Here is a 16,230-nt window from a genome sequence, read left to right as displayed (position 1 = left end):
TTGTTTAGCGCATTAGCGATCCCAGTACGCCTCTTCCAGACTGTCTTCCCGCTCAGGCAGCCCGCGACTCAGGCGCGGCGAATGCTGATTCAGCACCTGATAGCTTACCCGGTTGGCGTACTTACACACCTGAGACAGCGACGAATAGGTCAGCCAGTTATAGCCATGTTTGCTGGAATTGGGCACCTTTACCCGATGATAGCGGTTGGCGGTAATATCATGCAGCAGCGCCGCCAGCGCGCCGTCGCCTGCGCCGTTGGTGTTCATAATCTTCTCTGGCCCGCCCATATAGGGGGCGATGTGGGAGTAGATTCGCAGCGGTTGCCGACATGCGTGGCGACGCATCGCCCGGCTGAATTCATACTGATTAAATTCGGCGATGGCGCCAGGCAGCAGCGGCTGGCGGGTCTGGCGTTTCGCTTCCTCTTCGGTGTAACCCGCCATATAGAGTCCCTGCGGCCCGGCGGTACACAGCACCAGATCCACCCACTCCAGCGCCCGATCTGCAGCCAACAGCGGATCCTCAATGCCGGTCAGGGCTGCAGCCTCTTCTTCGTTCATCGCCAGGATCGAAACGTGATCGCGCAGAAACGCCTGCCAGCGCTGCGGATCGTCAGCCACCACGAACTTCGTCCCCATGGTCAGTACCACCGGCACGTCGTGGCGTTTTGCGTAATCAATGGCCTGCATGGTGGCTTCCGGCATCGGCTCGCCCTCTTTGCAGCGCACCAGATAGGCGCTTAATACCAGCGCCGAAGCTCCGGCGATGGTCGATTCGGGAATGCTTTCGGCACGCAGCTGGTTCATCTGCCCCGGACTGATGGCGAAGGTACGCTCGCCGTGCTCGTTAATCAGCGTGAAACAGCGACCAATGGCGCCATCCACGCCCTGCAGGTAGTTGAGATCGGTACGGCTGGAGGTATTACACAGGTAGCGGTACGCGTAGCCGCCGATTTCGATGTTATTGCACATCACGCCGAGCAGCACCGAGCGGTCATCCGCCAGCACCGAATAGTTGTGCATGGTATTACCGATGGTGCCGCCAGCGAACTGATGGGTAATGAGGTTGTCCCGCACCAGCTCCTGATAGAGCGCTTCCGCCACATCGTCCTCGATCACCAGCGAATGGCCCATACTGAGACCGTAGCGGCGGACGAAATCATCATCGACCCGGGCTTCGATATCAACCAGGGTCTGATCGATCCCCACCACCCAACTGGCGCTCTGCTCGCTTTCTGGCGGCGCCTGTTGCAGCAGCGGATCGCGGTTACTGACGGGGAAATAATGTTTGGATTTACGTTTACCGGGAAATTTCATGGAAGCCGTTCAGGTGCGCTCGAAAGGCGGCGATGTTAGCACAGTCTCCGCCCGACCGCGATTACCGGTAGCGCCCCACCAGCTCCGCCATCATGGCGATATGCGCGTCTTCATCATTAAGGGCAGGAATATACTCATACTTTTCTCCCCCCGCCTCCAGGAAAAACTCCCGGTTCTGCACCGCAATCTCCTCCAGGGTTTCCAGGCAGTCGGCGGCGAATCCCGGACACATCACCTGAACGTGCTTCACCCCTTTATCGCCCAGCATCTTCATGGTTTCATCGGTGTAGGGGGTCAGCCACGGTTCACGGCCAAAGCGCGACTGAAACGTCATCATCACCTTGTCCGGCGAAAGACCCAACGCCGATACCAGCTCCCGGGTGGTGGTGCGACAGCGCTGAGCGTAGTCGTCGCCTTCATCGGCGTAGCGCTGGGGAATGCCGTGGTATGAAAGCAGCAGCATATCCGGCTCGCCATGCAGCTCAAAGGAGCGTCGCGCCGATTCGGCCAGCGCCTGAATATAGAACGGGTGATCGGCATAGTCGCGGATAAAGGAGATGGACGGCAGGCGACGGCGCGTCGCCAGAATGCGCGCCAGTTCATCCCAGACTGCCGCCACCGTAGAGCAGGAATACTGCGGATAGAGCGGCAGCACCACGATATGATCCACCCCGGCGTCCAGCAGTTCGTCCAGCGCCGATACCAGCGACGGCTGGCCATAGCTCATACCCAGCGCCACTGGCATATCCGCCAGTTGCCGGGCCAACGCCTGCTGCTGGCGGCGGCTGTAAACCATCAGCGGGGAACCGCCCTCCATCCAGACCGAATGATAGAGCTTCGCCACTCTGGGAGAACGCAGCGGCAGTATTACGCCCCGCAGCAGCGGCCACCACAGCAAACGAGGCGTATCCACCACCCGTCTGTCGCTCAGGAACTGACGCAGATAACCTTTTACCGCGCTCGCCGTCGGCGCGTCCGGCGTTCCCAGATTAGCCAGTAATACTCCCATTTTTTCCTGACGCAAAGCTCTACCTCTTTATCACTGTAACAGGGATTCCCCTGAATAATTCAGGTAGCCGAAAGGCGGCAAACTCGTGAATCGCCGGGCGCATAGATGACCATGTGCCCCGGGTGAGCGCACGCAGCTAACGCCTCTGCGGCCTGAAGAATGACGGGGATAATTGTATCTGAAAAGCCGAAGGGCGAAACCAATCGCAGCAAAAGGGAGCGGGGATAGCACAAAAAGCGGGATCCTGACGGGAAGGCGCTCCACCCCATTCGGGATGGAGCAAATGCTGCGTTAACCGAGAATTTTTTCCAGGTCAGCGCGTACTGCGGCAACGGCCTGAGTCCCGTCAACTTTGGCGTAGCGGGTGTTACCGGCTTCGGCCTCTTTCTGGTAGTAGCCGATCAGCGGCGCCGTCATCTGGTGATATTCCACCAGGCGCTTACGAACAGTCTCTTCCTGATCGTCTTTACGGGTGGTCAGCTCCTCACCGGTCACGTCATCTTTACCTTCCACCTTCGGCGGATTGAATTTTACGTGATAAACGCGCCCGGAAGCGGCATGCACGCGGCGACCCACAATGCGATCGACAATCAGTTCGTCCGGTACGTCGAACTCCAGCACGAAATCCACCTGAATACCGGCTTCTTTCATAGCGTCCGCCTGCGGAATGGTACGCGGGAAGCCATCCAGCAGGAAGCCGTTACGGCAGTCATCCTGAGCGATACGCTCTTTCACCAGCGCGATCACCAGTTCGTCGGTAACCAGTTTCCCGGCATCCATAATGTCCTTAGCCTGTTTGCCGAGTGCGGAGCCCGATTTTACCGCGGCGCGCAGCATGTCACCGGTGGAGATCTGCGGAATTCCGTATTTCTCCATAATGAACTGTGCCTGAGTACCTTTACCAGCGCCGGGCGCACCGAGCAGAATAATACGCATTGCGTAGTTCCCCTTAGATATCATCTTTGAATAAGGGGTCAAACATTACCACCAGAGGCCCCGCTGGCTCAAGAAAGGTGACAAAATATTCGCATTCTGCCGGATCGTTATTCAAAGGTGCCCCGCACGCACGGCTGACCATTGTCGACCATCAGCCGCCCTCCGGCCCACAGTCGCTCCACGCAGAATGCCTCATCAAGCATCAGTAAATCGGCGTCATAGCCAGGCGCGATGCATCCCTTATGCGGCAGTTTCAAACGCTGAGCCACGTTTAAAGAAACAAGAGGCCAGGCCTGCTCCAGCGTCAGACTCTGGCTGAGATCCCGAACCTCTTCCAGCAGGCTACCGAATCCGGCCACGGTCAGGCCGCAAACGTTCCCCTGCTCATCGAAGGCCGGAATACTGCCATTACCGTCGGAGCTAAAGGTTAACTGCGACAGCGCGACGCCCTGCTCCTGCGCTTCCAGCACCGCTTCCGAAGGTTTCACCGCCCCCCTGGCGCCGATAAGCGGGCTGATTCCGGAGGTGATATCAAGGTTGACGCCCTGCGTCCTGGCCAGTTTTATCCCGTGTTCCAGCAAATGGCGCTGGCGATTAACGTGGGTCGGTAAAAAATGCCCAACGGGAATCTCGCTATGCGCCAGCACCTCTTCCAGCGGCGCCAGCGCGCTACTGGCATTGCCCATATGCATCACGACCAGCCCCGGCTTTTGGGTCAGCAGCGCCGCAGATCGCGCCTGGGTCGCCATACGAATCAGCTCTTCAACCGTCGGCTGCGATGAGCGATGATCGGAGATCGCCGTTTTAACGCCCAGTACCGGTTCGATAAAAGCAATGTCGTCGCGCACGGAGCCGGTGATGGAGAGCGTCGGCACTTCATAAGAGCCGGTCAGCATCCAGGCCGAAATACCTTCATTACGCAGCCCCATCACTTTGGCAAACAGCGAAGCGACGTGGCGGGTGATGCCATCGGTTCCCAGTAGTCCCATCACGCCGGTAATCCCGGCCTTCAGTAACTGGCTGAGCATAACTTCCGGCGTCCGGGTATGGAATCCAGCCTCACCGCCGCCGCCAGTCAGATGCACATGCTGATCGATGATGCCGGGCACCACCCAACGTCCCCGGGCATCCACCACCTGGCATTCCGGTTGACGCGGCGCCAGTAGATCCGGCGCGACGGCCAGGATCTTCCCGGCCCCCATCAGTAGCGCGCTCTGCCGCCCCCCCTCAGGGGTCAGCAGTCGGGCATTCTTGAGTAGCGTGAAGCCAGTCGAATCTGTCATGACATCCATCCCTCCTCCAGAAGTTGACAGGTTTCATCCAGCGCGACCTGCCAGATCCGGTGCATTTCATCATCGGAACGCTGGTACTGCCCGCCATAGTTGCCATCGCCAATATAGTCCCGTACCGCCCGGGCTGGTAGCTGAGCCAACCGGGAAACGGTCAGCGGCGCTTTCTCCTCCTGGGGCATGACAACGCCTTCCAGCCGCGTCCAGGGGAAATTTTCCATCCATGAGGCATGACTGGCGTTTGCGGAAATCTGTTTCACCATTCCCATCGTCGCCGGAGCGGCCCACCAGTTATGCAGCTGTACCCGCGCATCCGGGTGTCGATTCAACCAGTGATGAATCTGCGCCTGAACCGGGCTGTTGCCTCCGTGGCCATTAATCAAAAAAATACGCCGAAACCCGCTGTTATAGAGGCTATCCAGCAGATCGTTAATCAGCGCATTGTAGGTTGCCGGTTGCAGGTTTATCGTGCCGGGAAACGCCGTAAAATACGGCGCCATTCCGAACGGCAACCCGGGACAAACGGGAATACTCAAACGTTCGCCCACCTCTGTCGCCAGCCGTGAAGCCAGCACATGGTCGGTACACAGGCTCAGGTATGCATGCTGTTCGGTGCTGCCCAAAGGCAGAATCACCCGATCGTGATGCTTCAGATACTCTTCCACCTGAAACCAGTTCATATTCTGGAATTGCATGGTCAATGTCCTTGTGTTGATTCCCTGGCCTGGCGATGCAACGCAGGCAGCAGGACCTCGCGCAGGTAGCGAGGCTCAGGCGTATGTTGATATTCAAACAAAATATTTGTTGGCGGTAGACGCTGTATGACGCTATGGCAGCCGGTGCTGTAAATCACCGCCTGAAAACGGGCCATCGTCTCCGGCAATTTTTTATCATCCAGCGTAATCACGCTGATTTTTCCCAGGTGTGGCGCAAATTTTTTGACCCCTTCCACCATTGCGGGGATAAAGGTCTGATAACGGGAAACCAGGAGTACCGGCATGTCAGCGGGAAGCGCCGCCAGACGGGTACGGGTGGTTTCCGAAGGTATAAGCCAGGGAGCGTAAACCGGTACCCCTTCAGCCAGACGCTGACGCAGGCGCGGTATGCAGTGCGGGATAGTCAACCAGAAATCATAGCGCTCCACCTGATGCGGCGGCAGCGCGGCAAATTCCTGAAAAGTCCAGACATCGGCGCTTATTTTCATCCCCAGCGTTTCGCCAATCGCTTCCAGATAGCGCCGGTTAATACGCCGCGAATTGCCCACAAAGCCAATGGAAAAGGCCAGGGGAAGCGGCGATTCCGCACAGGGATGATTCAACGCACCGACAAAAAACGACGGCGACAGTCCAAGCGAGGCGGCCTCATCAACCAACTGGCGAAAGCGTTCACGCAGCTCCCCGACCTGGTGACTCAGGGAAACCTCCCGTCGATCGCGAACAACGTAGGTTCCCTTACCCGGTATCGTTTCAATCAGCCCCATGCTTTTTAGCGTGTTGTAGGCCTGACTGACCGTAAGCTGCGCAACGCCTAACTGTTTGCTTAATGCTCTCACTGACGGCAGCGCGCCATCATCAAAAAACTCCCCGGCCATAATGCCGTATTCAATGGCCCCGACAATCTGGGTTTGCAGCGCAACGGGCAGACTTTTATCGATTGAGAGCGTCATTCATTCCTCTAACTGTCTTGTTGTTGGCGACGGGTCACGCACGCTTTAAGCGCGTCGAAGTGCCGCCATAGCGTTTCAGGCGTCGCCGGACGCGTACACAGACTGACCGCGATCATCACCAGCATGGTAATGGCCCAGCAGATAATCAACGGATCGAATCCCATCGCCATCCCCGGGAACCATAGCTTCATCGCGACAAACAGCAATTCCCCTACGATCACCGCACTGATAGCGCCGCTACGGCTGGCGCGCCGCCAGTACATGCCCAGAATAACCGGCGCCACCCAGATACCCAGCCCACCAAAAGCGAAGCGTATCAGCGAAAAGATACCGGCTGGCTTCATGATGCCGATAATCACAGCGGCGATACCAACCAGGATAGTGAACCAGCGCGACAGGGTCAGAACCTGGCGCTGAGTCGCCTGGGGATTAAACAAATTCTGGTAAATATCGCGGGTGATGCCTCCGGTCGAAACCACCAGCAGCGCCGAGATCGTCGACATCCCGGCAGAGACAATACCGGTAATCAGCAGAGCGGAAATCCAGGGAGAAACATTCTGCTGCAAAATAAGCGGTACGATGAAGTCTGCATCTTTGCCGGTTAATCCGTGGATGAATGTCGCCGCGTTAACGCCAGACCACTCAATCAGCGTCGCGGAAAATAGCATTCCCATCGTACCCAGAATGACCGCCCGGAACATCGTCCGGTAGCCATTCATGGTAAAGAATTTGGTAAACAGCGTCGGCTGACCGATAGTGAAAAAGCTCCACATGACGATCATGGAGACATAGGTCTGCCACGGAAAATCACCTTTCGTTCCCGGATGGCTCAGATGGGATGGCATCGTATTGGCAAGTTTTGCCGTAATCGCTTCCATGCCGCCTCCGGCCTGTACCGAAACCCAGAAGGTGACAATGGCCGTCGCGACCATAAGCGCGCCCTGCAAAACGTCGGTCATCATGGCGCCGGTCATGCCGCCGGTCATGCAGTATAAAATCACCACTATGCCCATCACCACCACGCCAATCCATTCCGGCAGGCCGGTAAAGGTGTTGAGGATAACGCCAGCCCCTACGGTCTGCGCCCCCATCATCGCCAACAGAAACACCACCATCATCACGGCGTGAATGCCGCGAATAGCATCGGATTCATAGCGATCGGCCAGATAATCGCTCATGGTCATCAGGTTATAGCGTCGGCCCATCAGCATCAGCTTACGGCCAACTAACAGCATGGGGACTATCATAGAAAAAGCCAGCCCCGGCACTGAAATGCTCATGCCGGCGAATCCGGTGCCGTAAGTCATGGCGGGCACCCCCATAAAGGTGCTCATGCTGTATTGACTGGCGAACCAGGCGAATCCCCCCACCAGCGCGCCCGCTTTTCCGCCCATGACCAGAAAGTCACTCAGCGAACGCGTGGCCCGGGCGGCGCGCCAGCCAATGATCCCCAGCAGGAGCAGGAAAAGAATCAGAACGGTATAAAAAGGTAGCGGTTCCGGACGCAGCATTTGTGAAAGATCGTTCATCCCCGATCCTCCAGCGCGTCATCCTGATATTCCGGCCGCTTCAGACACTGGCGGGCAAACAGCAAAATGAGCGCAAAAACTGTTATACCATGTACTAACCAACCATAGACAAAAAGGGGAACCCCCAGCCATCCCGGCCGATATTCCGTGCTAAAAAAACACGGCAGCGGCAGCATGATAAGGAGGTACATCCCCATAAAAATGCAGAACCATCTCTTTTCAAAACAATTAGTTAAAATATCCATATTGACTCGAACTCTCGGTTGCTGTTGTGTGTAATTTTAATGAGTACGACTTGCACCTGACTGTAATTATTGCTTATAACAGATGTTCAAATTAACGACAATCATCAGGGTGAATAAGTGAGCGCTGGAATGGACGAATTACCTTTCACAAAGCGGGTTCCATTGCTGAATATGAGTCTGACCCCGCGCGAAGATCGCTGCGCCGCCCGCTGGCTGGAGCGCGATGAGCGGGATTATTCACCAGGGCAAGCCGTAGCCCGGCTCCATCAACAGCTTGCCGACGACTGGCAATGCGAGTGGGTGGCCAGCTTTATGGGGGGAAGAGCGTCGCTGTATGCGGTTATCCGCGCTCTGGCGCTTAAGCCCGGCGATGAAGTGTTAATTCCGGCATTCACCTGCCAGTGCGTCACCAATGCCATCACCTTTAACGGCGTAGCCATAAGGTTTGTCGATATTGAGTCTGAAACCCTGGGTATGGATGCCGGGCAAATGAAGGCGGCAATCGGCCCGCGTACCCGGGCCGTTATGATTCAGTACACTTTTGGCCTGGTCTGCCGCGATCTGGAACGGCTTCTGGCCATCGCCCGGCAACACGGACTATGGGTGGTAGAAGACTGCGCCCACGCAACCGGCGGGCGCTGGCAGGGACAACTGCTGGGTACGCTGGGCGATATCGCTTTCTTCAGCAGTGAACGCTCAAAAATTGTCAATACCATCCATGGCGGCTGGGTGGTAACCCGCCATCCGGTACTGGGCCAACGGCTGTTACAGATTCAGGATGCCAGCCCCTGCCCTGACGCCCGGTTTATTACCCGCCTGCTGCATACGCTGCGTCATGCCTGCGCTTCGCTGCATTCAGACGCGACGCCCGCCCCTTCGCAGCCACTGCTGCCGCAGATGCAGCAGGACGAACTGCGCGGCCTGCTCAGCCCGCAATATCTCTGGCGAATGGCGGAACCGGTAGCTGAATTATTAAGCCTGCAGCTGACATCTCTGCCGGAAATTCTGGCCCGCCGGCGGCGTGGCGCCGCGTTCTGGCAAAAATGGGCCAGCGAGAAAGGCTTACAGGGCCCCACTCCCCGCCCTGATGCAGAAAATAGCTGGCTTCGTTACCCTCTCCTGACCCCACAGCCGCAGGCCATGGCAAAATCAACGCTGGAGACGGCGCTAAATGTTGAGGTTGGCGTCTGGTTTACCACGCCAATGCACCCTCACCCCTGCGATTTAGCGGATTGCCCAACCGGGATGGATGTCACGCGGCGCTGCATCAATCTCCCCACCTGGCTGTGGGAAACGTCAGATTAAAAAAAATCCGTAACCATCACAGATGGTTACGGATTTTTTGAATCAGCCAGGTCTCTTCGCTTTAACCTGCTGACGCCTGTCGGTCAGGCGAAAAGTTATGCCGTCAGCAGCTGGTTAACCCGGCGAATAAACAGGTTGGGATCTTCCAGCGTGCCGCGTTCGGCCAGCAGCGCCTGATCCAGCAGCAGCTCAACCCACTCGCCAAACTGCGCGTCGTCCTGGGTATCCGCGGTACGCTTCACCAGCGGATGATCCGGATTGAGTTCGAAGATGTACTTCACGTCCGGCACGGCCTGACCGGCCGCCGCGAACAGCTTCGCCATCTGGGTGCTCATTTCGTCATTATCGGTGGTGACGATGGCCGGAGTATCGGTCAGACGATGCGTCAGACGCACCTCTTTTACCCGATCGCCAAGCAGCGTTTTTACGCGCTCAACGAAAGGCTCCATGGCCTTGTCGGCCTCTTTGGCGCTTTCATCCACGTCGTCCGCCAGTTTTTCCAGCGACTCGTCGGCTTTCGCCACCGACTGGAACGCCTTACCGTCGAATTCGGTCAGGTAGCTCATCATCCACTCGTCGATGCGGTCGGAAAGCAGCAGCACTTCAATGCCTTTCTTACGCAGCAGTTCGAGGTGCGGGCTGCTCTTGGCGGCCGCATAGCTGTCGGCAGTGATGAAGTAGATCTTCTCCTGCCCTTCCTTCATACGACCGATATACTCTTCGAGCGAAACGGTCTGCGCCGCGGAGTCGGTATGGGTCGAGGCAAAACGCAGCAACTTCGCGATGGTCTGCTGATTGCTGCTGTCTTCCGCCGGTCCCTCTTTCAGCGCCAGGCCAAACTGCTGCCAGAAGGTCTGGTATTTTTCCGCGTCGTCCTTCGCCAGTTTTTCCAGCATCTGTAGTACGCGCTTGGTCAGGGCGCTGCGCAAACTGCGGGTCACGCTGCTGTCCTGCAGAATTTCACGCGATACGTTGAGCGGCAGATCGTTGGAATCAATCAGCCCGCGTACGAAGCGCAGGTAGTTGGGCATAAACTGCTCGGCGTCATCCATAATGAAAACGCGCTGCACATAGAGCTTCAGCCCGTGCTTGTGATCGCGGTTCCACATATCCCAGGGCGCCTGAGAGGGGATGTACAGCAGGCTGGTATATTCCTGCTTCCCTTCCACCCGGTTATGGCTCCAGGCAAGCGGATCGCTGAAGTCATGGGCGATATGCTTATAGAACTCTTTGTATTCGTCTTCGCTGATTTCTGACTTATTACGGGTCCACAGCGCCTGGGCCTTGTTGATCTTCTCCCAGGAGACAACGGTTTCACCGTCTTTCTCTTCGCGATTTTCGATCTCGACCGGCAGCGCGATATGGTCGGAGTATTTGCCGATTATCGAGCGTACCCGCCAGGCGTCGAGGAATTCGTCCTCCCCTTCGCGCAGGTGCAGGGTAATTTCAGTACCGCGGTCGGCTTTAGTAATATCGGCAACGGTGTATTCCCCTTCCCCCGCCGATTCCCAGAACACGCCGCTGTCGGCGCTGGCGCCGGCCGCACGGCTGCGAACGGTGACTTTATCCGCCACGATAAAGGCGGAATAGAAACCCACGCCGAACTGACCAATCAGCTGACTGTCTTTCGCCTGGTCGGAACCCATGGATTCCAGGAAAGCTTTAGTGCCGGACTTGGCGATAGTGCCCAGATGTTCGACGGCGTCGTCACGGCTCATTCCGATACCGTTATCAGAGATGGTCAGCGTACGGTTATCTTTATCAAAAGAGATACGTACCCGCAGCTCGCCATCGCCTTCATACAGATCCGGCTGAGAAAGGGCCCGGAAACGAAGTTTATCCGCCGCATCCGAAGCGTTGGAGATCAGCTCACGCAGGAAAATTTCTTTATTCGAATAAAGAGAGTGGATCATCAGATGCAGAAGCTGCTTAACCTCTGACTGAAAACCGCGAGTCTCTTGTCCTTTCATAGTGGTGATTCCTCAACTAATGAAAACAGGGTGAAAAAATGCGTTGAGGGAGAGATGGGGACAGGGGGAAATAAATTCAAGCGGGGAGCGGTTGTTCGCTCCCCGTTTGATTAAAAAGAGATCTTGTGGCGCCCGACCAGAGAGTGGGACAGCGTAGTACCGTCCACCATCTCCAGTTCACCGCCGACCGGCACGCCGTGGGCGATACGGCTGGCGTCCACCCCATACTCGGCGCAAAGCTCGGCGATGTAGTTGGCGGTCGCTTCGCCTTCCACCGTGGGGTTAGTGGCAAGGATCACCTCTTTAAGCGACTCGCTGGCCAGCCTCTGCTCCAGGCGATCGAGGCCGATATCGTCCGGGCCGATGCCATCCAGCGGCGACAGGTGGCCCATCAGCACGAAATAGCGGCCGGAAAACTGCCCGGTCTGTTCAATGGCGTGGATATCCGCCGGTGTTTCCACCACGCAGATCTGACCATTTTCCTGACGCCTTGGGTTCGAGCAAATGTTGCAGACATCCTGCTCGGTAAAAGTCCGGCAGTCAGCGCAGTGGCCAATCTCCGACATGGCGCGAGACAACGCCTGCGCCAGGCGCATACCGCCGCTGCGATCGCGCTGCAGCAGGGTAAACGCCATACGCTGCGCTGACTTCGGCCCGACCCCGGGCAGACAGCGCAGCGCTTCCATAAGCTGCGTCAACAGCGGGCTGGTTTGCATCAGAACGGCATCTTAAAGCCCGGCGGCAGCTGCATGCCGGAGGAGACGGAGGCCATCTTCTCTTTCTGGGTCTCTTCGATACGGCGCGCGGCGTCGTTAAACGCGGCGGCGACCAGATCTTCCAGCATCTCTTTATCATCTTCGAGCAGGCTCGGATCGATCTCCACCCGGCGGCAGTTATGTGCCCCGTTAATGGTCACTTTCACCATGCCCGCGCCGGATTCGCCGGTCACTTCCATGGCGGCGACTTCCTCTTGCATCTGCTGCATTTTTTCCTGCATCTGCTGGGCCTGCTTCATCAGATTGCCCAGACCGCCTTTACCAAACATATCAGTCTCTCTTCTTGCTCGGGCCGCGTAACGGCGGCGTTAAAAATAATTCGACGCTAAAAAACCGCGTCAAACGGGGCGGATGCTCTCTTCATCCAGCTCCGCGTCGAAGAACCGACGCAGCGTCTGGATGTTGCCATCCGCGGTAATCGAATCCCGCGCCTGGGCCAGCTTCTCTTCATAGATAGCCTGGCGCCACTCCAGCGGCGTGCGCTGCGCAGGGGAGTCATCTTCAATAATAGTCAGTTCTACCGGCGCACCTTCCAGGGCTGACATCGCCTCACTCAGCGCCTGGCGCGCGCCAGACGAATTCAGATGGCGCTGGCTGGAACGCAGATGCAGGCACACCTGATGTTCGCCGGTCTGCTCTTTCCAGGCATTGAGCGCGACCTGCTCGACCAGTTTAGGCACCTTCAGGCGGCTGACCTCTGCCGCCCACGGATCCCGCGCAATAGCCTCTTCGGCCAGTTTGAGCGCCAGTTCCGGCGTCTTTTCATGCTCCAGCGCCTTTCTGAGCGCCTTCGGGGTGGCGACTTTCTCTTTCACCACCGCCACTTTGTTCTGGGCCTTCCAGCGATAGGCCTCTTTCTTCGCAGGCTGTTCCTGTTCTGCAACCGCCGAGGAAGCGCGCGCCTGTACCCGTTCAGTGACCGAAGCCAGACGTTCCAGCGCAGAGGAGCTTACCGGCCGCGCTGAACGCTGCTGTTGCGCCGCCGGTTCACCCTTTTTTGCTCGTTCAGCCCCCTGACGCTGGAGCTGACTGCGGGCCTGCAATACCTGACTGGTGGTGTCCGATAGCGGCGTATCGCTGCGCTGCGCCGGTGGCGAGGCCGCAGGCGGCGGCGCAGCTGGCGCGGCGGCGGGTTGCACCCGCGCAGCCGGTTCCGGCTCAGGCAGCGGCGCGCTCGGATGAAATGCCAGCGCGCGCAACAGCGTCATCTCGACGCCCATGCGCGGATCCGGCGCCCAGGGCAGCTCTTTGCGACCAATCAGCAGGGTCTGGTAATAGAGCTGTACGTCTCCGGGCGGCACGGTACGCGCCAGCTCCCGCAGACGCGGCTCAAGCTGCGCCATATCGCCGACCGGCGCCTGGGGCGACAGCTGAATCATCGCTACTTTATGCAGCAGTCCCAGCATCTCGATCAGCAGCGCTTCCCACTCCACGCCGCGGGCGGCGGCTTCCTGAACCAGATTCATGGCACGCTGACCGTCCGCCTGAACGATAGCTTCCACCAGGCTCATGGCCTGATCGTCATCCAGAGTCCCGAGCATGCCGGTGACCGCCTCGGTGGTCACCCGGCCATCGCCGCTGGCAATAGCCTGATCGGTCAGGCTCAGGGCATCACGCAGGCTGCCTTGCGCAGCGCGCGCCAAAAGCTGCAGCGCCCGGGATTCATGGTCGATACTTTCCTGATTGAGAATGTATTCCAGCCGGTCGCGAATCAACCCGGCATCCAGCGCCCGCAGATGGAACTGCAAACAGCGCGACAGAATAGTCACCGGCAGCTTCTGGGGATCGGTGGTCGCCAGCAGGAATTTCACGTGCGACGGCGGCTCTTCCAGGGTCTTCAACAGGGCGTTGAAGCTGTGGCGCGACAGCATATGCACTTCATCGATCAGATAGACCTTGAAGCGGCCGCGCGCCGGGGCGTACTGCACGTTATCCAGCAGATCGCGAGTGTCTTCCACTTTGGTGCGCGACGCGGCGTCAATCTCTATCAGATCGACAAAGCGTCCCTGTTCAATAGCCTGGCAATTTTCGCACTGGCCGCAGGGAGTAGCGGTAATACCGGTTTCGCAGTTCAGCCCTTTCGCCAGCAGGCGGGCGATAGAAGTTTTACCGACGCCGCGGGTGCCGGAAAACAGATAAGCGTGATGGATACGGCCCAGGTTGAGGCCGTTGGCAAGCGCGGTCAGGACATGCTCCTGACCGACGACATCGGCAAAGGTTTGTGGACGCCATTTACGGGCCAGCACCTGGTAGCTCATCAGAATATAGGCTCTCGGGGAAATTCAGGGGGATAATGCTAACACAGCCCCACCCATTTGGGCGAGGCTGCCTGATAAGCAATCAATACCTTTTCCATCAGGCGCTATTGCCGCAGGCAGTTTGAAGACGGCCAGCGCAGAAGAACCGGAGCCTACTCAAAGTACGAGAGGATTTCGAGCACTGCCCGGATTCAAAATGGCAAGTAAAATAGCCTGACGGGAAAGGTAAGTTAGTGGCCCGGGAAAGGCACCAGGCTGTAACTCGCAACGCCCATGTTCGAAAGGCGCTGCTCGCCGCCCAGATCGAACAGATTAATAATAAAGGCGGCATCCGTCACTTCGCCGCCCAGACGACGAATCAGCTTCACGGTCGCTTCAATAGTGCCACCGGTCGCCAGCAGATCGTCCACCACCAGTACCTTGTCCTGCGGGGCGATAGCATCGACGTGGATCTCCAGTTTGTCGGTGCCGTACTCCAGCTCATAGCTTTCGCTAATAGTCTCGCGCGGCAGCTTGCCCGGCTTGCGCACCGGTACAAAACCTACGCCCAGACCCAGGGCGACCGGCGCGCCGAACAGAAAGCCGCGGGCCTCGGTTCCCACCACTTTGGTGATGCCGGCCGCTTTGTAACGCGCCACCAGCAGGTCGATGCTCAACGCATAGGCCTGGGGGTCTTCCAGCAGGCTGGTCACGTCACGGAACAGAATTCCCGGCTTCGGATAATCCTGAACGCTTTTAATACTGTTTTTTAGATAGTCAAGCTGCTGCGCAGTCGCGGTCATAATTAAATGCCTGATAAATACGGTGTTACTCACGGCACGCCAGGAGCGTATTGCTGCTCCGTTGTCTGTTTATTAACCTGCGTGCCGCGCTCGAAGACGCCAGAATTTACTGGCTGCGGGCTATAATTGCAACCGCAAGGGCCGTCGTTTACGGCTTTTGTTGTTCCTTATCAACTGCCGGATCCACAACCGGCACCCGCCACAGCATAACCAGTAACCCCATCAGCCCCGCCAGCAGAAACAGCCGCGCCCAGGTAAGTTTGACCAGCCACAGCGAAATCGCAAAGGTAATCATAATAAGCAAAGCCGCACGAGGTTTAGCGCCCCGCGGCATGGCACGATACTGCTGCCAGAAGCGCAGATAGCCGCCGAACCACGAACGGTAAAGCAGCCAGTAGTGAAAGCGCGGCGATGAACGGGCAAAGCACCAGGCCGCCAGCAGCAAGAACGGCGTGGTCGGCAGCAGCGGCAGCACCACGCCCAGGGTCGCCAGTACTACCGCCACCCAGCCAATGAAGGTTAGAATGATTTTTGGCATATCGCTTTCCACGGATAGTGCCTTTAAGTGTAACAGTGGATGATTCGCGGAGAGAAGATGAACACCCCTCAATTACTGCAATCGCTGGAAGCTCGCATCGTGCAGTTAAGGGCAGAGCTGGCACCGCTGGCCGGTCATATGAGTTTAATGCCGCGTTTCGATGTGAAGCTGTTCAGCTGCCGCGGCACCCTGCTGGGGGACTACCTGGCGGAGCTGGAGAACAACTACCGCCATCTGGCTCAGGCGGTATCCCGTCAGGACGAAGCGCGCAGCGCCTGGCTGGCGGAGCGGCTGACGAATCAGATGGCGGCGCTGACTCGCGAATCCGCCACCTGGACGCTTCGCCGCTATGATGACACCCGCAGCAGTACCGGCAAACTGAGCGCCCGGCTGCATCGCCACCAGGATTATGAACGACGTCTGCTGGCGATGAAGGCCGAACGAAAAGCGCAGCTGTCACGGGAGCAAACCCTGGCTGGCCAGCAGCGGCTGGTACGCGAGCTGGAAGCCCTGGAAGGTCGGCTGGAGCGCTGCCGGACAGCCCTGGCCACGATTTCGGGAAGCGCTCAAAGGAAGCTGCGCTAGCCCCTTAACCGCAACCCGGAGAACG

At 57.9% G+C, this 16,230-nt stretch carries 16 protein-coding genes; 2 read left to right on the top strand and 14 right to left on the bottom strand.

Annotation, left to right across the window (positions count from 1 at the left end):
• Positions 1 to 12: 12 nt before the first annotated feature.
• From V3W49_RS09535 to V3W49_RS09500, 8 genes are all read right to left on the bottom strand, one after another.
• Complete coding sequence (locus V3W49_RS09535; protein WP_500145118.1) at positions 13 to 1,317, bottom strand: inosine/guanosine kinase; 1,305 nt, start codon at positions 1,315 to 1,317, stop codon at positions 13 to 15.
• Between the two features lie 61 nt (positions 1,318 to 1,378).
• Complete coding sequence (hemH, locus tag V3W49_RS09530; protein ID WP_500145117.1) at positions 1,379 to 2,341, bottom strand: ferrochelatase; 963 nt, start codon at positions 2,339 to 2,341, stop codon at positions 1,379 to 1,381.
• Positions 2,342 to 2,617: 276 nt separating this feature from the next.
• Complete coding sequence (gene adk / locus V3W49_RS09525; protein WP_500145116.1) at positions 2,618 to 3,262, bottom strand: adenylate kinase; 645 nt, start codon at positions 3,260 to 3,262, stop codon at positions 2,618 to 2,620.
• A gap of 107 nt (positions 3,263 to 3,369) precedes the next feature.
• Complete coding sequence (gene iadA, locus V3W49_RS09520) at positions 3,370 to 4,545, bottom strand: beta-aspartyl-peptidase (protein WP_500145115.1); 1,176 nt, start codon at positions 4,543 to 4,545, stop codon at positions 3,370 to 3,372.
• Positions 4,542 to 5,246, bottom strand: coding sequence for a creatininase family protein (locus tag V3W49_RS09515; protein WP_500145114.1), 705 nt, complete (start codon positions 5,244 to 5,246; stop codon positions 4,542 to 4,544). The genes iadA and V3W49_RS09515 overlap by 4 nt, the downstream gene beginning before the upstream one ends.
• Before the next feature lie 2 nt (positions 5,247 to 5,248).
• Positions 5,249 to 6,217: a GntR family transcriptional regulator gene (locus tag V3W49_RS09510; protein ID WP_500145113.1), complete on the bottom strand. Its 969-nt coding sequence runs from the start codon at positions 6,215 to 6,217 to the stop codon at positions 5,249 to 5,251.
• Positions 6,218 to 6,225: 8 nt separating this feature from the next.
• Complete coding sequence (locus V3W49_RS09505; RefSeq protein ID WP_500145112.1) at positions 6,226 to 7,746, bottom strand: sodium:solute symporter family transporter; 1,521 nt, start codon at positions 7,744 to 7,746, stop codon at positions 6,226 to 6,228.
• Positions 7,743 to 7,991 (bottom strand): hypothetical protein, encoded by a 249-nt coding sequence (locus V3W49_RS09500; RefSeq protein WP_500145111.1) that lies wholly within the window; start codon positions 7,989 to 7,991, stop codon positions 7,743 to 7,745. Before V3W49_RS09500 ends, V3W49_RS09505 begins: the two co-directional genes overlap by 4 nt.
• Positions 7,992 to 8,120: 129 nt before the next feature.
• On the opposite strand from V3W49_RS09500, the gene V3W49_RS09495 reads away from it, so the two are divergent.
• Complete coding sequence (locus V3W49_RS09495) at positions 8,121 to 9,296, top strand: DegT/DnrJ/EryC1/StrS family aminotransferase (protein WP_500145110.1); 1,176 nt, start codon at positions 8,121 to 8,123, stop codon at positions 9,294 to 9,296.
• A gap of 95 nt (positions 9,297 to 9,391) precedes the next feature.
• Here the strand turns inward: V3W49_RS09495 and htpG are convergent, their stop codons facing one another.
• The 6 genes from htpG to V3W49_RS09465 form a co-directional block, all read right to left on the bottom strand.
• Positions 9,392 to 11,266: a molecular chaperone HtpG gene (htpG, locus tag V3W49_RS09490; protein ID WP_500145109.1), complete on the bottom strand. Its 1,875-nt coding sequence runs from the start codon at positions 11,264 to 11,266 to the stop codon at positions 9,392 to 9,394.
• A gap of 110 nt (positions 11,267 to 11,376) precedes the next feature.
• Positions 11,377 to 11,982, bottom strand: coding sequence for a recombination mediator RecR (recR, locus tag V3W49_RS09485; RefSeq protein ID WP_500145108.1), 606 nt, complete (start codon positions 11,980 to 11,982; stop codon positions 11,377 to 11,379).
• The gene (locus tag V3W49_RS09480; RefSeq protein WP_138096057.1) at positions 11,982 to 12,311 is read right to left on the bottom strand and encodes a YbaB/EbfC family nucleoid-associated protein; all 330 of its coding nucleotides are present in this window, start codon (positions 12,309 to 12,311) and stop codon (positions 11,982 to 11,984) included. Before V3W49_RS09480 ends, recR begins: the two co-directional genes overlap by 1 nt.
• Before the next feature lie 69 nt (positions 12,312 to 12,380).
• A complete protein-coding gene (gene dnaX, locus V3W49_RS09475; protein ID WP_500145107.1) occupies positions 12,381 to 14,300 on the bottom strand; it encodes a DNA polymerase III subunit gamma/tau in 1,920 nt (639 codons plus the stop codon).
• 230 nt (positions 14,301 to 14,530) lie between these two features.
• Positions 14,531 to 15,082, bottom strand: coding sequence for an adenine phosphoribosyltransferase (gene apt / locus V3W49_RS09470; RefSeq protein ID WP_500145106.1), 552 nt, complete (start codon positions 15,080 to 15,082; stop codon positions 14,531 to 14,533).
• A gap of 148 nt (positions 15,083 to 15,230) precedes the next feature.
• Entirely contained in the window at positions 15,231 to 15,620 is a 390-nt protein-coding gene (locus V3W49_RS09465) for a DUF454 family protein (protein WP_500145105.1), read from the bottom strand.
• Between the two features lie 57 nt (positions 15,621 to 15,677).
• On the opposite strand from V3W49_RS09465, the gene priC reads away from it, so the two are divergent.
• Positions 15,678 to 16,205: a primosomal replication protein PriC gene (gene priC / locus V3W49_RS09460; RefSeq protein ID WP_500145104.1), complete on the top strand. Its 528-nt coding sequence runs from the start codon at positions 15,678 to 15,680 to the stop codon at positions 16,203 to 16,205.
• Positions 16,206 to 16,230 lie beyond the last annotated feature (25 nt).

This window comes from Rosenbergiella sp. YN46 (assembly GCF_036620675.1).
In the GTDB taxonomy this organism is placed as follows: domain Bacteria; phylum Pseudomonadota; class Gammaproteobacteria; order Enterobacterales; family Enterobacteriaceae; genus Jejubacter.
This window is presented reverse-complemented; position numbering and strand designations above follow the sequence as displayed.

Excerpts from the sequence above, each read along its gene's own strand:
- htpG (WP_500145109.1), bottom strand. The coding sequence starts at position 11,266 with ATGAAAGGACAAGAGACTCGCGGTTTTCAGTCAGAGGTTAAGCAGCTT.
- iadA (WP_500145115.1), bottom strand. The coding sequence starts at position 4,545 with ATGACAGATTCGACTGGCTTCACGCTACTCAAGAATGCCCGACTGCTG.
- adk (WP_500145116.1), bottom strand. The coding sequence starts at position 3,262 with ATGCGTATTATTCTGCTCGGTGCGCCCGGCGCTGGTAAAGGTACTCAG.
- V3W49_RS09500 (WP_500145111.1), bottom strand. The coding sequence starts at position 7,991 with ATGGATATTTTAACTAATTGTTTTGAAAAGAGATGGTTCTGCATTTTT.
- apt (WP_500145106.1), bottom strand. The coding sequence starts at position 15,082 with ATGACCGCGACTGCGCAGCAGCTTGACTATCTAAAAAACAGTATTAAA.
- V3W49_RS09505 (WP_500145112.1), bottom strand. The coding sequence starts at position 7,746 with ATGAACGATCTTTCACAAATGCTGCGTCCGGAACCGCTACCTTTTTAT.
- V3W49_RS09535 (WP_500145118.1), bottom strand. The coding sequence starts at position 1,317 with ATGAAATTTCCCGGTAAACGTAAATCCAAACATTATTTCCCCGTCAGT.
- V3W49_RS09510 (WP_500145113.1), bottom strand. The coding sequence starts at position 6,217 with ATGACGCTCTCAATCGATAAAAGTCTGCCCGTTGCGCTGCAAACCCAG.
- V3W49_RS09465 (WP_500145105.1), bottom strand. The coding sequence starts at position 15,620 with ATGCCAAAAATCATTCTAACCTTCATTGGCTGGGTGGCGGTAGTACTG.
- V3W49_RS09480 (WP_138096057.1), bottom strand. The coding sequence starts at position 12,311 with ATGTTTGGTAAAGGCGGTCTGGGCAATCTGATGAAGCAGGCCCAGCAG.
- V3W49_RS09515 (WP_500145114.1), bottom strand. The coding sequence starts at position 5,246 with ATGCAATTCCAGAATATGAACTGGTTTCAGGTGGAAGAGTATCTGAAG.
- V3W49_RS09495 (WP_500145110.1), top strand. The coding sequence starts at position 8,121 with ATGGACGAATTACCTTTCACAAAGCGGGTTCCATTGCTGAATATGAGT.
- dnaX (WP_500145107.1), bottom strand. The coding sequence starts at position 14,300 with ATGAGCTACCAGGTGCTGGCCCGTAAATGGCGTCCACAAACCTTTGCC.
- recR (WP_500145108.1), bottom strand. The coding sequence starts at position 11,982 with ATGCAAACCAGCCCGCTGTTGACGCAGCTTATGGAAGCGCTGCGCTGT.
- priC (WP_500145104.1), top strand. The coding sequence starts at position 15,678 with ATGAACACCCCTCAATTACTGCAATCGCTGGAAGCTCGCATCGTGCAG.